We start from the raw sequence: 14,022 nt of genomic DNA, 5'->3' as shown, positions 1-14,022 counted from the left end.
TTTTTATTAATGGTATGAAAAATATGTAAGAAAAGATGGAACAAACATTTGAGATGAATTGTCTAATATAGGTAATAACTATTTCGTTTGAAGGAAAGGGTGGAGAAAATGAAAAAAAATACACTATTAAAATTAGGGGTATGTGTTAGTTTACTAGGAGCAACTCAATTTATTAGTACAATTTCTTCTGTACAAGCGGAACAAAAGCTAGAGCAAAAAATAATAAAGAATGAGACAGGAACTATTTCAATTTCTCAGTTAAACAAAAATGTATGGGTTCATACGGAGTTAGGTTATTTTAACGGAGAAGCAGTTCCTTCGAACGGTCTAGTTCTTATTACTTCTAAAGGGTTAGTACTTGTTGATTCTTCTTGGGATGATAAGTTAACGAAGGAATTAATAGAGATGGTAGAAAAGAAATTTAAGAAACGGGTAACGGATGTCATTATTACACATGCGCACGCTGATCGAATTGGAGGAATAAAAACGTTGAAAGAAAGAGGCATTAAAGCGCATAGTACAACACTAACTGCAGAACTAGCAAAGAAAAATGGATATGAAGAACCACTTGGAGACTTACAAACCATTACAAATTGGAAGTTTGGAAATATGAAAGTAGAAACGTTTTATCCGGGGAAAGGACATACAGAAGATAATATTGTCGTATGGTTACCGCAATACAACATTTTAGCTGGAGGTTGTTTAGTAAAGTCTGCGGAAGCTAAAAATTTAGGGAATGTCGCTGATGCCTATGTAAATGAATGGCCTACATCGATTGAAAATGTGCTGAAGCGATATGGCAATATAAATGCAGTAGTGCCTGGTCATGGAGACGTAGGGGACAGAGGATTACTTTTACATACATTGGATTTGTTGAAATAAGAAACTGTGGGAATATAAAAGCGAGGAGAAACAATTTTCTCCTCGCTTTCTTCTAACTATATTTAAATGCGAAGCTATCAATTATGCCTGCATACGTTACTGAGATTTTAATTCCAAGTATACAAATACCAGTACCGTCATAATTGCTATAACAACGTAAGTAGCATCAAGCATTATAAGTGTTTTTAAAGTTTCAGTCATCCTAATTCACCCCTGGTATGAAAATATAACATAATCTCTTATCAATCAGATCAGAGATTATAAAGATAACAATGTACATGAAATTTCTTAAGTAGATTCTATATAAATATATCATATAAATAATGTAAACATTGTAAAGATAGTGTAAATGTATTGTAAATAAAGTGATTTTTCATAAAATCTTTAATCAAAAAATTGATAGTTCTTCAAAATGAAAAAAAGCTATTCTTTCAGTTGAATAATAAAAAGAAAGAATAGCTTTTTTGTATGTCTATTTTTGTTAACTTTCTAGTTTATAGTACGAAATTTTCATTTCGTACTATAAACTAGAAAGTTAAATATGTGATTCAGCAATAGTTTAGATATTTGAAAACCTGAACAATATGATTATGTAATGTTTTTTGGTGTCAATAAAAATATTATGTCAACAATGTGAACTGTCACAAATTTTTATATATTATTGTGATTGATATCACATCCCTTTTTCTCAATGGGTATTATGCTTAGGTTGTAAGGAATGATTGGGAGAGGGTGGGATGATAATGTTCTGTTATCAATGTGAACAAACGCCAACAGGCGGATGTAAAGTAATCGGTGTTTGCGGTAAAAATGAAACAATTGCAAGTTTACAAGATACGATTGTGTTTGGGTTAAAAGGAATTGCTGCTTATCGTACGCATGCTGCTCAGCTAGGGTATACTGATGCATTTGTAGATGCTACAACGCAAGAAGCGCTGTATATGACATTAACAAATTCTAACTTTAATGAACAAGAACATATTGATATGGCTATGAAAGTAGGGAAATCAGCTCTACGAGTAATGGAGTTGTTAGATGAGGCGCATACGAATCATTTTGGTGTTCCAGAGCCTGTTCAAATTACGCAAAACCATGTAGAAGGTAAGGCAATTGTAGTTACTGGTCATAATTTATTTGCGTTAGAAGAGTTATTAAAGCAAACAGAAGGAAAAGAAATTAATATTTATACGCATTCTGAAATGTTACCAGCACACGGTTATCCGCAGCTGAAAAAATATAAACATTTAAAAGGAAACATCGGTAAGGCATGGTATGATCAAAGACGTCTTTTCGAAAAATTTACAGGTGCCATATTAGCGACAACGAACTGTGTTATGCCAATTAAAGGGTCATACTCTGATCGATTCTTTTCATATGATATTGCCGGTTTAGAGGGTGTACAAAAAATTGAAAATGATGATTTTGCACCGTTGATTGAAAAAGCGCTTGAACTTCCAGAAGTACATATGGAGTCGGATGAGCAGTTAGTAACAGGGTTTCATCATAATACAGTATTATCATTAGCTCCGGAAATTATTAATGCAGTAAAAGAAGGAAAGATTAAGCGTTTCTTTGTCATCGCAGGTTGTGATGCTCCGGGAAAAGGCGGAGAATATTATCGTGAATTAGCAACTTCGCTTCCGCCAGAAACGGTTATTTTAACAACTTCTTGCGGGAAATTCCGTTTTAATGATGTGAGTTATGGTGTTGTACCTGGTACGGAGATTCCGCGTTACATTGATTTAGGACAATGCAATAATTCAATTTCTACAGTGAAAATAGCGGCCGCTTTAGCAGATGCATTTGAATGCGAAGTGAACGAATTGCCAGTTAGTATTGTCCTATCATGGTTTGAACAAAAAGCGGTTGCGATTTTACTTGGACTATTTAGTCTTGGCATTCAAGATATTCGCATCGGTCCAAAGGCGCCTGAATTTATTTCACCTGGCGTGCTTGATGTATTACAAGAAACATTCGGTTTGAAACTGATTACAAATGCAGCGGAAGATATGGAAATGATGTTATCGTAACAAAAGGATGATCTGTCTTATTAAGAAGAAGAGCTAGCCTATAGTGCCTCAAAACAAAAATGTAGAATTTTTGTTTTGGGGTATTTTCTTTTCTTAGCGGGGTCGGTAATGGTTGATTTTAGAAAAATATAAAAATCGAGTTGACATTTACATCTACTCAGTCATACAATGTAGTTGTAATAGGTAATACTGAGTAGTGTTGTTTTTCAAAATATTTTCAGTAAACGATAGGTAAAAGCGGATTTTAGAAATAATTTGAAAACTAGTTGACATCCACAACTACTTAGTCATACAATGTAGTTGTAATAAGTAATACTGAATAGTGTGGTTTTACTCAAAAGCTATTCAGTAAAAATTCGCCTTAGTACTCTGTGATACTGAATATAAGTCAGACAGAATAGGGGGTAAAGGAGGATCAGGACATGGAAAATTTAACTGAAATGCTGAAAGGTTCACTGGAAGGGTGTGTACTGGAAATCATTAGCCGCCGTGAAACGTATGGCTATGAGATTACCCGCCACCTGAATGATCTTGGGTTTACGGAAGTCGTGGAAGGGACGGTTTATACTATCCTCGTACGATTAGAAAAGAAAAAGCTTGTGAATATTGAAAAGAAACCATCAGATATGGGACCGCCTCGTAAGTTTTATTCATTAAATGAGGATGGCCGTCAAGAGCTTGAACTGTTTTGGAAAAAATGGGATTTTGTATCTTCAAAAATTAACGTCTTGAAGTCAAACTAGCCTCATAATATAAAATGTTCCGGCTCATATTTGGAGAGTTTCTTGTTCTGCTTTATAAAAAAGGAGGAAAATAAGATGTTGGAAATGTTTAAAAAATTAATCGGTGATAAAAAAGAGTACAAAATGATGATGGCACGTGTTGGAGCACTGCCAGAGGACTATCAGTTTGTGTTTAAGAAAATTCAAAACTACATGTGGAATTTCTCAGCGGGTAATGGAATGGATATGCTGCACATACAGTATGAATTAATCGATTTGTTTGAAGCTGGTGCAGCGGAAGGCAGACAAGTGCTTGACATTACTGGGGAGGACGTAGCATCTTTTGCTGACGAACTAGTAGCAAACGCTAAAACGTATGTCTCCAAGTATCGTGAAGATTTGAATGAAAGTATTATGAAGAAATTGAGAAAAAAATAAATGCAATTAGTAATACCGACTGATTAGCTGGTTACAAATGTGAATTGCCGCCATCGCTATTCAGTTATATTTTTAAACCACTACTAAGTAATACGGATTATCAGTGATACTAAATAGAGGGTGTAGGTAATCAATTTTAATAAGGGGGAAAAAGTATGAGCAATGCAGCGATTTCTATAAAAGGGTTAAAAAAATCTTTTAAAGATAAAGAAGTCTTAAAGGGAGTGGATTTTGAGGTGCAGCGTGGTGAAATTTTCGCGCTGCTAGGCTCAAATGGAGCGGGAAAGACGACAACGGTCAATATCCTTTCGACGTTAATGAAACAAGATGATGGTGAAGTAAGTATTTGCGGTTTTGACGTCCAGCGTCAACCAGATCATGTTCGTCAAAGCATCAGTTTGACAGGACAGTTCGCTGCTTTAGACGGCATGCTAACTGGAAGAGAAAACTTGATAATGATCGCCAAGTTACGTGGTGTTTCCAATCCCGCTCAAGTTGCTGACAATTTACTTGCAAGATTTAGCCTGACAGATGCGGCCAACCAGAGGGCAGATCAGTATTCCGGCGGTATGAAGCGCCGGCTTGATATCGCGATGAGTTTGATCGGGGCGCCAGCAGTTATTTTTCTTGATGAACCGACGACTGGACTTGATCCGGAAGCGCGAATTGAAGTGTGGGATACAGTCAAGGAACTAGCTGGCAGCGGCACAACGATCTTGCTCACGACTCAGTACTTGGAGGAAGCAGAACAACTGGCGGACCGTATCGCTATTTTGCATGGCGGAAAAATTATTACGACAGGTACTCTTACTGAACTGAAAGAGATGTTCCCGCCAGCAAAAGTAGAGTATATCGAGAAGCAGCCGACGTTGGAAGAAATTTTCCTTGCGATTATCGGTAAAAAGGGGGAGATGTAAATGAAAAGCAAAACAGGGGTATTACTAGGGCGCTTAATGCGTAATATTATGCGAAGTCCGGATACAATTATTACAGTAGCGATTACACCGATTATGATGATGCTATTATTTGTTTACGTATTTGGCGGGGCTATAAAGACAGGAACGGATAACTACGTGAATTATTTATTGCCAGGAATTTTGCTAATGGCTATCGCATCCGGTGTAGCTTACACCTCTGTGCGATTATTTACGGATGTAAAGAGTGGGCTGATGGCACGTTTCATTACGATGCCTATTAAGCGCTCATCGATATTGTGGGCTCACGTTTTAACCTCTCTTGTTGCTAATGTTCTTACTATAGTGGTGGTTATTCTTGTTGCACTCTTAATGGGCTTCCGTTCTAGTGCTACTATTCTAGAATGGCTTGCAGTAGCTGGAATACTGGGAACGTTTACGCTAGCGCTCACATGGCTAGCTATCATTCCAGGGCTGAAAGCGAAGTCTATGGAAGGGGCGACAGCGTACTCGTACCCACTCGTTTTTCTTCCATTTATTAGTTCAGCCTTTGTACCTACTGAAACGATGCCAAAAATTGTTCGTGCGTTTGCAGAGAATCAGCCTGTAACTTCAATCGTGAATGCGATTCGTGCCCTATTATATGAAGGAACTGTTGGCAATGATATTTGGATTGCACTCGCTTGGTGCGTAGGCATCATGATCATCTCTTACTTTTTCGCAAGTAAAGCATTTAAACGTCAGTTAGGGTAAGTGAATTAAGTCATCCGAAATTATATATATTTTTGAAAAAGCACGGGAGATTTTCCGTGCTTTTATTATGTATTGTGCTCTCATGGTAAAAAATATGGGCAACTGGTAACAAATTAAACTCAATATTTTTGGGTTTAAGCGATCACTGCTTATGGAGAATATAAACATAACCGCTCTTGCAAATCGTATAATACCTCTTCAGGCATTTCCCTGATTGTAATATCTTTTCCTAGGAAGAGTAACCAATTTGTTATCTCTGTCACTTCATCGGAATTGTTAACATTGATAAATGTTTTTAAAATGGCTGTAGATTGGTAAGGATTTGTATAAGAAATTGAAACTTTGAAAGAGTGGTATTTTTTGAACTGAGCAATCGCTTTTGCTCCTAGTTCAAGTACAAGGTTAATTGCTTCGTCCTTCTTACTGAGCTTTTCTAAAATCTTTTTCTTATTTAATCTCTTTTTCGGCGTGTACGGTTCAATATTGATGACGTCATCGACAGGAAACATCAGCTTCTTTTCTTCTTTTAAGTCAAATCCCTCAAGGATCCAATGGCTTTTTTCTTGATAAAGGTGTAATAGGTAAATTGGATAAGACTTGATTTCTTCTTCTTTGACAGTAATCAATAAATGTCTATCCGAAAGAAGGATTTGAATGAGTTTTTCTAACATAGGATGGGGGAGGTCAGAAAGCTCAAGTAGATCGGGATTATGAGGGTTAGTCCCTTCAAAAAGCAAGATTTGATTTAAAAGAACAAGGTCATCTTGCTGAGTTTCGGAGATGAGTCCTAGTAGTTTTTCGGCTAAAGATTGGCGACTCTTTAGATAGGGAAGTTGTTGATTTCTTGTAGCCATAAAGGCAATAAAAAGAGCTTTGACTTCATTATCAGTAAAGCGAACAACGGGCAGGATAGAGTTATGCATAACAAAATATCCACCAGTTCTTCCAACTTCAGCGACAAGTGGCATGCCCATAGCTTCAATTTCTCTAATATCTCTAATAGCTGTCGATCGTGATATGTTAAATTCTCGCAGGATTTCAGTAATTGTAAAGTGGGAGCGGTTGTTGATATACCGCATAATTGTATTAATCCGTTCAACTTTTTTCATTGGAGTCTCCTAAACAGTATCATTTTTTGACATGATTTAAAGGTATTATAAACGTATCAGATGAAAAGATAAATCATTTGATTCATTTTAAAAAAAGGAAGGTTTTGAATATGAAAAATTATACAATTGAAGAAAAAGATAGCTTTATTGTGTTAGGTATTGGAACTGAAATTAAGAGTGACTATACAGACTTTGCTGGGATCAATAAAGAAAAGGAAGACTTTTGGGCGGCTGTTAAAGAAGATGGAAGGCTGAATACTTTAAAAGCTTTGGCTACAAACGAATATATTTTTTCTGTAAGCGAAGCGGTGAATAACAAAATGATGTATTATGCTGGTGTCATGACAGAGGCACAAATAGAAGAAGAGTCTAGAGTGATCCAGTTTCCGAAGGGAGAATATTTAGTAGTGAAAGGAGAGGACAAAACGGCTGAAGCGCTAAGTAATAAGCTGACTGGCATCGCCTTCGGTCAAGCTTTACAAGAAGAAAAAGATTTTGCTTATGTTGGTGGGCCAAATACAACGGTTGAGATGGGACAGAGAGACGGCTTAATATTTGGTGAAATGTGGATTCCAGTTGTTAGGAAGTAAAGTGATAAAAGGTATGAATATGGAAAGTAGAGGCTAACAATATTGAATTGTTGGTCTTTTTGACATGAATAAAATATTCATATGCTGCTTCACATGATGTTCTGGTAAAATGGAATAAAAGGGGATTATTGTAAGGTGGTGGCGAAATGAATATAAAAAGGCTATTTGAGCTATTCATAGTAGTGTTTGTTTTTCTATTCCTTCATGTAAGCACATATACCAATGAGAAATTTAACGATAAATTTGGTTCCTTTACTTTCGTTGTTTTATTTCTTATCGTTTATATCAACGCTATTTTTATAGAACGATATTTTGCTGATATACAAAATTGGGTTCGAAATATCACAATTTGTGTTGCTTTGTTAGTAGTTGCTGTAGTGTCACTATGGATAGGTTATTTTTAAATCCTTACTTAAGAGAATGAGAAGTATGTGATTACCATACATTTGATCCGATCATATTACTTAGCTGCATCGCCTTATATTAATCTTTTCTCTACTCAATCATGATAAAATGTACAATAGGAAATTTTATGTAACATAAAGGGGGAAGATTCATGGTCAGCTTTAGTACTTTGTTAGCCTTTGCAATAGTTTCACTTAGCATGGTTTGTTCACCTGGGCCTAATATGATTTATCTTATCTCTCGTTCCATTACGCAGGGACGTATGGCAGGATTTATTTCTCTCTTGGGTATTATGCTTGGATTTGTAATTTATATAATCGCAACCATGTTTGGACTGACAGTTTTATTCCTTGCAGTACCCGCTGTCTACGAAGCAGTCAAGTGGGCAGGTGCTGCTTACTTGCTTTGGCTCGCCTGGAATTCGATAAAACCGGGTGCTACTTCTATTATGGAACCTCGTACTATTTCTAATGAGCCACCACGGAAATTATTTCTAATGGGACTTATGACTAATCTTCTAAATCCAAAGATTGCTATTTTGTATGTGTCACTTTTACCCCAATTTGAAGATCCTGAGAAGGGATCGTTGCTTATACAAGGTGCAGTTTTAGGCCTTACGCAAATCACTGTTAGTTTTATAGTTAACCTTCTAATTGTGTTTACAGCAAGTAAAATTGCTACATGGTTTGGCACACGCCCAACGTGGCTACGAGTACAGCGTTGGCTTATGGCAAGTGTCTTGACAGGGCTTGCTGTACGTCTTGCTTTTGAACGTCGACAGTAGGAGTATCTAAAAATTTGAAGGTCTAATTTAATGTTACGGCAGGAATGCCATTTTTTATTTTAAGGGTAGGATAAAAAGGGGAGGTATGTGAAAAATAGATTGGTTGTATGCCTAATATACAACGTCTAAAAAGCTCCCTTTGCTAAAAATTATTCACCCCTCTCATAAATAGAAGATCATTTTTATGAGAGGGGTTTATTCAGTTTAAGTCTATAAAAATTGAATGGAAGCAATGCAAGTTCTCACTTATTTAGAATAAGAGAAAAGATGATGTTTTATTTGTTCAATAAAATACTGATGGTGTATATTATCGTTCGATACTCGACTTGCCATAATAGCGCCCTCCATTGAAGATGCAAGAAAAGAAGCGAGCGATATAATGTCCATATCTTCTTTAAGTTCTTGTTTCTCTATTCCTTCTTTTATGAGAGAAGCCATTAACATTACTGTATCATCATAACCCTTTGCTGCTGCTTTTTGTAATTCTGGAAATACTCCAGTACTTTCAATTGCGCTATTAAGCAATGGACAGCCTCCAGCAATAGGGGGATTATTAGCTGCATCTTGATATATAAGGAAAATGGCAAGGATTTTATCGATTGCTGTCTTTTTATTTTCCATTAGAATGGGAACACATTAATATTCTAGGAAAATACCGATTTAGTATAAAAGAAATTGCATCATTAGACTCCCTACAATCACTACAAACAACTTAACAGTAAAAAGTCAATTATTCTCTTAGAGTACCGGAAATCGGCTTTTTCTTATGAAATTTTGCTTAGCGTACGAAATTCGCGTTTTGATGGTGCTACCCCATCTCTATCAAGCTAAGAAAACAAAATTCCTCCTAAAAAGAAAAAATACGCTATTCTTTCTCGAAAATCACAGGAAGGGATAACGTATTTTTTGCTTTATGGATAATGTAAAATCTTAATTTGACGGCGATGTGACGTGCTCCCTATATAATTGATTCATGTTTATTCATTATCCGTGCAAACTTTTTTATCTATTATTCTTTATAAATTGCAAAATTTAAAGCAAGCAAAGGAATTCTATTTTTTATAAACAGGTGGAATGCTTTGTGGAAAGTTGAAAATATCTTCTGGATCGTATTTAGCTTTCACTTGAGTCAATCGTTTGAAGTTTTCGCCATAATATAAATCTGACCATTCTTTAATTGAAAGATCTGGTGTGTTAACGTAGACACCTTTCGTAAAAGGAATCAATGCGTGACGAAAATCTTCTACCCAGCGAATCCCTTGTGCAGCTCTCTCAGGTTTGTCCCACGTGGAAAATAAAACCATATTCATTAGAGCTTTTCGATAAAAATAAGCCGTAGCTTCTTCGGGTACTTCAGACACATTCCCACCTAAGCCCTGAAAAAATACGGAAACAGTAGAATTAGGTGGAGCTTGACTTATAAAATGTTGAATCGTAGCAATACCTTCTTCAGGTAATAAAGAGTCGAGAAAAGGTGCTACGCTTTTAAATGGAAAAGGAGTTGCAGGTTGATGATTGGATATTAACGTTATAGATTCTAAATAAGACAGTTCTCTTATGTCTACCTTTATAGGTGATCCAATTTGGAGAAGTGGTTGTATCAATTTCTGTAAGTCTGTAACTGAGCCATGAAAAATCCCATGCATCAACAAGGGAGATGTCTTTTCTGACGACAATAATAATGTGGGGGTAAAGCGTTTATCAGAAGTAGGTAGAGTATACTTTTGCCATTCCTGTATAACGGCTTTTAAATCCTGATGCCCCCAACTTACTTCAACAAAACCAACAGTCTTAATTTCCTGAGTACGAAAGCGAAAAGATGTACAAATACCGAAACTCCCCCCTCCACCACGTAAAGCCCAAAATAAATCAGGATGCTCCTGATCATTAATTTGTAATACACAGCCGTTAGCATCAACCATTTCTATTTCTACTACATGATCAAGTAGTAGTCCTAATGGTCGAGAAAGAATACCTTGCCCGCCACCTAAAGCTATTCCAGCGATAGCTGGTTTAGGACAGACACCATTAGGAATAGCTAGTCCTTCTTTCCCAAGAAGCTCAGCTAAATGGAGATTTTTACAGCCAGCCCCTACTGTAACAGTTTTTGATGTTGGATCTATTTTTATTTGATTTATCTCACTGACATCAATTACAATACCACCATCTAAAACTGACAAACCTTCATAATTGTGACCTCCTGAACGTACTCGGATAGGTACGTTATTATGTAATGACCATCGTACCGCATTCACAACGTCTTGAGTATTTTGTGCAAAGACAATAACAAAAGGGAATCTATTAAAGAATGTGTTAAACGATTGACGTGCTGAATCATATTCTGCTTCACCAGGTGACACAATACGTCCTGTTAAACTTATATCTTCATCATAGTGCATATAGAAACCTCACTTTCCTTGCAAGAATTTTTAATGCTATCATGTTAATAGTATGTATGTGAAAAAAAGTAAGAACCGCCAATTATATTGGTGATTCTTACTTTTTTTCATAAAATCAAACCATTCTATTGCGCTTTTCAATCGACAAAAGCCGTTTTTGAGCCTTTATTGTTACTATATGGGGTAGTGACGCATGCCTATCAACCTAAGAATTCAGAAATATTCCAAAACAAAAAAGAGCTTTTTTGTTACAAATTAGAACAAAATCTTGTTCTGGGGGTACTATCTCTAAAAAAATTGATACTATTATCCTCGGAAGAGCTTATACAACAGCGATATGAAAAGTATAGACAAATAGAGAATTATAAATGAAAGTATTTAAAGTCCGTATTACATTTCGGAGGATTCTCGCAAAAAAATTCTAAATATTTTGTAAGTAACCTCTTGAACTGGGATATGCTGATACTATTACTCTACAAAAGATGTGTGATCGGTATGGAAAAGGAAAATTTGTTCAAATGGAAGCATTATCAACCAGACATCATCTTGTTAACGGTACAACCTTAGTTTTCGTGATTTGATGGAAATGCTAGAAGAACGGGGTTTATCCATTTCTCATACGATTCCGTTAGGAATATATGTGCTTTATTCTACTGTATTTTATTTTTGCACCAGAACCACTTGTTTTACCGGACAAATCTGTCCAAAGCGAGAAAGAATTTATTCATAAATTGTTTGGCCTAGCTTCATAAGATAGAAATGAAAAGGAAATTGCTACTCTATGTTTCTAACTAACATTTTTGCACCAGAACCATATAAAAAGAGGACGAATAGTTACGTCTTCTTTTTATATGGTTATATTAGCTACAAAATAATATCATTTAAATAAATCTTCTATTATATTAGCAGGGGATAGTGATAGAAAAGTGTGTTCCTTTTCCTAGTTCACTTTCTATCTCTATATCTCCGTTTAATTCTTTAATAATACTGTACGCAATCATAGTACCAAGCCCAGTACCTTTTTCTGTTGTTGAATAAAATGGCAAGGCAATACGTTTTATTTGTTGGGAAGACATTCCTATTCCTGTATCAATGATATCAATTACAATATTATCTTTTATTTTTTGTATATTTATTTGTAATACGCCACCATTTTTCATAGCCTCAATTCCATTTTGTATGATGTTGGTTAGACATATTTTTAATTTTTCAGGATTAGCATTTATGTAAAGGGAATCTGTTGTAATATGCTGTTTTATTTCAACATTATATGAAAGAGCGAGTGGTGAAATATTATCTTTCACTTGATTTAATATGTAATTAATATCTAGTTCCTCTTTTATAATATTTTGTGGTTTGGTTAAAGATAAATAGTTATTAATAGTAGATTGTATTTGCTGCATTTCAAGTAACATAATTTCTAAGTACTTATCTTGAGACATCTTAGCACTCTCATCTTCATTTAGTAATTGAGTGAATCCACGTACCGTGGTCAGTGGATTATGAATTTCATGCGCGATCGATGCAGCTAGTTCGCTAGCTATATAAAATTTTTCTGCTCTTTGCATTCTTTCTTTTATTTTATATTTCTTGATCATTCCTTCTATTAAATAAACTGATAATAATACTGTGAAAATATTTATGATTATATAATTGAATAAAAATTCAATGAGAGTAGAGTCAATTTTACCACCTGTATCTATTTGCGTTACAATACCACAGATAGAAAGGGAAGTTGTACATATCAAAATAAGTAAAATACTTAATAATATCTTCTTTTCCTTGAAATAAGTAGGTGACAAGTAACGAAACATGATTGTAATAACAGAAATAATAGTAAAGATAATAAATGATGGGAAGACTCCGCTTCCACCTAAGTAAAATCTATAAGAAAGATATAAAACTCCAATACAAATAATGCTCTTTGTATTTCCATATAGAAAAACTAATATAATGGGAATAAAACGTAAATCATAAATGAACCCAGCGTGTAAATGAAAAGGAAAAGTCATACAAAAAATAATTGCAATGGAGGAAAGTACAGAAATTAATATATTATTACATGCCATTTTTTCTTTATGTTCTAGCCAAAATACTTGGTAACTAAGGATACAAATAATAATAATAAATGTATTTAATAATAGTGTAGGAATTCCCATAGTTTATACCTCTCTGAGAGTTTGTAAGTAGGATTATGTCTGTGTTTAATCTAGGTGTTTGATTTTATTAGATTATCTATCTTTAAAAAAGAAAAGGCACTTGAAAAAGTGCTTTTTTACCATTTATATTAAAATCGATGAGGAAGATAGAATAAAAAGTTACTTTTACTTATGAACAAAAAAATTGAAAGTTTGTATAGGTAAAAGATGAAGCAAATTACTGAAATAGTTACGTTTCTCTGGAGTGAATATTCCGAAAAAACATTGTGTATGGCGAAATCCATTTTATAACCTTCGCCATATTAACATGCAACTTATTAAATTACAAAGAAAAAATTAAAAATTATTATTTTTTTGTTATTTTAATTTATTTAAAAACGTAAAAGTATTCAAGAGGTTACCATTGAGATGCTAGGGTACTTAGACCAATATTCGAACTTTGTAATAACGTTGTTACTTTTTTTGCTAATATTCTTAATACTAATTTTAGTATAATTAACTAATCGAAAGTTCTGATAATTATTTGCATACCCTTTTTTTATATCATTTTATATTAAATACAATGATATTTATTGTCACATAATAATGCAAATTTCCAGTAAACTAATAGAAAAAATCCTATAAAAACATAATTTACAATCTTTTATATAAACATTGCAGGTGTAAATGGAATAAAATTTCATTATTAATACATAGATTCAATCTGAAAATATCTGTTTACATATTAAAATATCTTTGTAGTGGTCCTTCATGCCAAGAATCGTTTCCGTACTCCAACTACCGTTATTCTAGTATTTTACCAAGTTTCTTATTTTGTTAAGGTATCCTAATATCGTT

The 14,022-nt window shown here is 34.6% G+C and carries 12 protein-coding genes and 2 pseudogenes; 10 read left to right on the top strand and 4 right to left on the bottom strand.

Annotation, left to right across the window (positions count from 1 at the left end):
- Positions 1 to 108: 108 nt before the first annotated feature.
- The 6 genes from bla2 (at position 109) to F8162_RS05090 (ending at position 5,739) form a co-directional block, all read left to right on the top strand.
- Complete coding sequence (bla2, locus tag F8162_RS05115) at positions 109 to 882, top strand: BcII family subclass B1 metallo-beta-lactamase (RefSeq protein ID WP_151634435.1); 774 nt, start codon at positions 109 to 111, stop codon at positions 880 to 882.
- Positions 883 to 1,625: 743 nt separating this feature from the next.
- A complete protein-coding gene (gene hcp, locus F8162_RS05110) occupies positions 1,626 to 2,912 on the top strand; it encodes a hydroxylamine reductase (RefSeq protein ID WP_151634437.1) in 1,287 nt (428 codons plus the stop codon).
- Positions 2,913 to 3,334: 422 nt separating this feature from the next.
- Positions 3,335 to 3,655, top strand: a complete 321-nt coding sequence (locus tag F8162_RS05105; protein ID WP_000429486.1) for a PadR family transcriptional regulator — start codon at positions 3,335 to 3,337, stop codon at positions 3,653 to 3,655.
- 75 nt (positions 3,656 to 3,730) lie between these two features.
- Positions 3,731 to 4,072, top strand: a complete 342-nt coding sequence (locus tag F8162_RS05100; RefSeq protein WP_000891990.1) for a DUF1048 domain-containing protein — start codon at positions 3,731 to 3,733, stop codon at positions 4,070 to 4,072.
- Positions 4,073 to 4,227: 155 nt separating this feature from the next.
- Positions 4,228 to 4,989: an ABC transporter ATP-binding protein gene (locus tag F8162_RS05095; RefSeq protein WP_098577227.1), complete on the top strand. Its 762-nt coding sequence runs from the start codon at positions 4,228 to 4,230 to the stop codon at positions 4,987 to 4,989.
- Positions 4,990 to 5,739, top strand: coding sequence for an ABC transporter permease (locus F8162_RS05090; protein WP_151634439.1), 750 nt, complete (start codon positions 4,990 to 4,992; stop codon positions 5,737 to 5,739).
- 149 nt (positions 5,740 to 5,888) lie between these two features.
- Here the strand turns inward: F8162_RS05090 and F8162_RS05085 are convergent, their stop codons facing one another.
- Positions 5,889 to 6,848: a helix-turn-helix transcriptional regulator gene (locus tag F8162_RS05085; RefSeq protein WP_151634441.1), complete on the bottom strand. Its 960-nt coding sequence runs from the start codon at positions 6,846 to 6,848 to the stop codon at positions 5,889 to 5,891.
- Positions 6,849 to 6,958: 110 nt separating this feature from the next.
- Here F8162_RS05085 and F8162_RS05080 point away from each other — a divergent pair, with 110 nt between their 5' ends.
- From F8162_RS05080 to F8162_RS05070, 3 genes are all read left to right on the top strand, one after another.
- Complete coding sequence (locus tag F8162_RS05080; RefSeq protein ID WP_151634443.1) at positions 6,959 to 7,438, top strand: GyrI-like domain-containing protein; 480 nt, start codon at positions 6,959 to 6,961, stop codon at positions 7,436 to 7,438.
- Between the two features lie 146 nt (positions 7,439 to 7,584).
- Entirely contained in the window at positions 7,585 to 7,842 is a 258-nt protein-coding gene (locus F8162_RS05075) for a DUF3963 domain-containing protein (RefSeq protein ID WP_151634445.1), read from the top strand.
- Positions 7,843 to 7,994: 152 nt separating this feature from the next.
- Positions 7,995 to 8,627 (top strand): LysE family translocator, encoded by a 633-nt coding sequence (locus F8162_RS05070; protein ID WP_087958887.1) that lies wholly within the window; start codon positions 7,995 to 7,997, stop codon positions 8,625 to 8,627.
- Between the two features lie 246 nt (positions 8,628 to 8,873).
- Here F8162_RS05070 and F8162_RS05065 read toward each other — a convergent pair.
- Positions 8,874 to 9,248 (bottom strand): annotated as a pseudogene (locus F8162_RS05065) (TetR family transcriptional regulator C-terminal domain-containing protein); the annotation flags it as partial.
- Between the two features lie 431 nt (positions 9,249 to 9,679).
- A complete protein-coding gene (locus tag F8162_RS05060; protein WP_151634447.1) occupies positions 9,680 to 11,026 on the bottom strand; it encodes an FAD-binding oxidoreductase in 1,347 nt (448 codons plus the stop codon).
- A gap of 495 nt (positions 11,027 to 11,521) precedes the next feature.
- On the opposite strand from F8162_RS05060, the pseudogene F8162_RS05050 reads away from it, so the two are divergent.
- Positions 11,522 to 11,648 (top strand): annotated as a pseudogene (locus tag F8162_RS05050) (IS6 family transposase); the annotation flags it as partial.
- 280 nt (positions 11,649 to 11,928) lie between these two features.
- On the opposite strand, the gene F8162_RS05045 reads toward F8162_RS05050, so the two are convergent.
- Positions 11,929 to 13,185 carry an ATP-binding protein gene (locus F8162_RS05045; protein ID WP_064475914.1) on the bottom strand — a complete coding sequence of 419 codons (1,257 nt, stop codon included), beginning with the start codon at positions 13,183 to 13,185 and terminating at the stop codon, positions 11,929 to 11,931.
- Positions 13,186 to 14,022: the final 837 nt, after the last annotated feature.

It is taken from the genome of Bacillus sp. CH140a_4T (assembly GCF_008923725.1).
GTDB lineage: Bacteria > Bacillota > Bacilli > Bacillales > Bacillaceae_G > Bacillus_A.
Note: the sequence above shows the minus strand (reverse complement) of the source record. Positions and strands in the feature narration are given on the sequence as shown.

Coding starts and splice junctions, on each gene's coding strand:
- bla2 (WP_151634435.1), top strand. CDS start 109: ATGAAAAAAAATACACTATTAAAATTAGGGGTATGTGTTAGTTTACTA.
- hcp (WP_151634437.1), top strand. CDS start 1,626: ATGTTCTGTTATCAATGTGAACAAACGCCAACAGGCGGATGTAAAGTA.
- F8162_RS05105 (WP_000429486.1), top strand. CDS start 3,335: ATGGAAAATTTAACTGAAATGCTGAAAGGTTCACTGGAAGGGTGTGTA.
- F8162_RS05100 (WP_000891990.1), top strand. CDS start 3,731: ATGTTGGAAATGTTTAAAAAATTAATCGGTGATAAAAAAGAGTACAAA.
- F8162_RS05095 (WP_098577227.1), top strand. CDS start 4,228: ATGAGCAATGCAGCGATTTCTATAAAAGGGTTAAAAAAATCTTTTAAA.
- F8162_RS05090 (WP_151634439.1), top strand. CDS start 4,990: ATGAAAAGCAAAACAGGGGTATTACTAGGGCGCTTAATGCGTAATATT.
- F8162_RS05085 (WP_151634441.1), bottom strand. CDS start 6,848: ATGAAAAAAGTTGAACGGATTAATACAATTATGCGGTATATCAACAAC.
- F8162_RS05080 (WP_151634443.1), top strand. CDS start 6,959: ATGAAAAATTATACAATTGAAGAAAAAGATAGCTTTATTGTGTTAGGT.
- F8162_RS05075 (WP_151634445.1), top strand. CDS start 7,585: ATGAATATAAAAAGGCTATTTGAGCTATTCATAGTAGTGTTTGTTTTT.
- F8162_RS05070 (WP_087958887.1), top strand. CDS start 7,995: ATGGTCAGCTTTAGTACTTTGTTAGCCTTTGCAATAGTTTCACTTAGC.
- F8162_RS05060 (WP_151634447.1), bottom strand. CDS start 11,026: ATGCACTATGATGAAGATATAAGTTTAACAGGACGTATTGTGTCACCT.
- F8162_RS05045 (WP_064475914.1), bottom strand. CDS start 13,185: ATGGGAATTCCTACACTATTATTAAATACATTTATTATTATTATTTGT.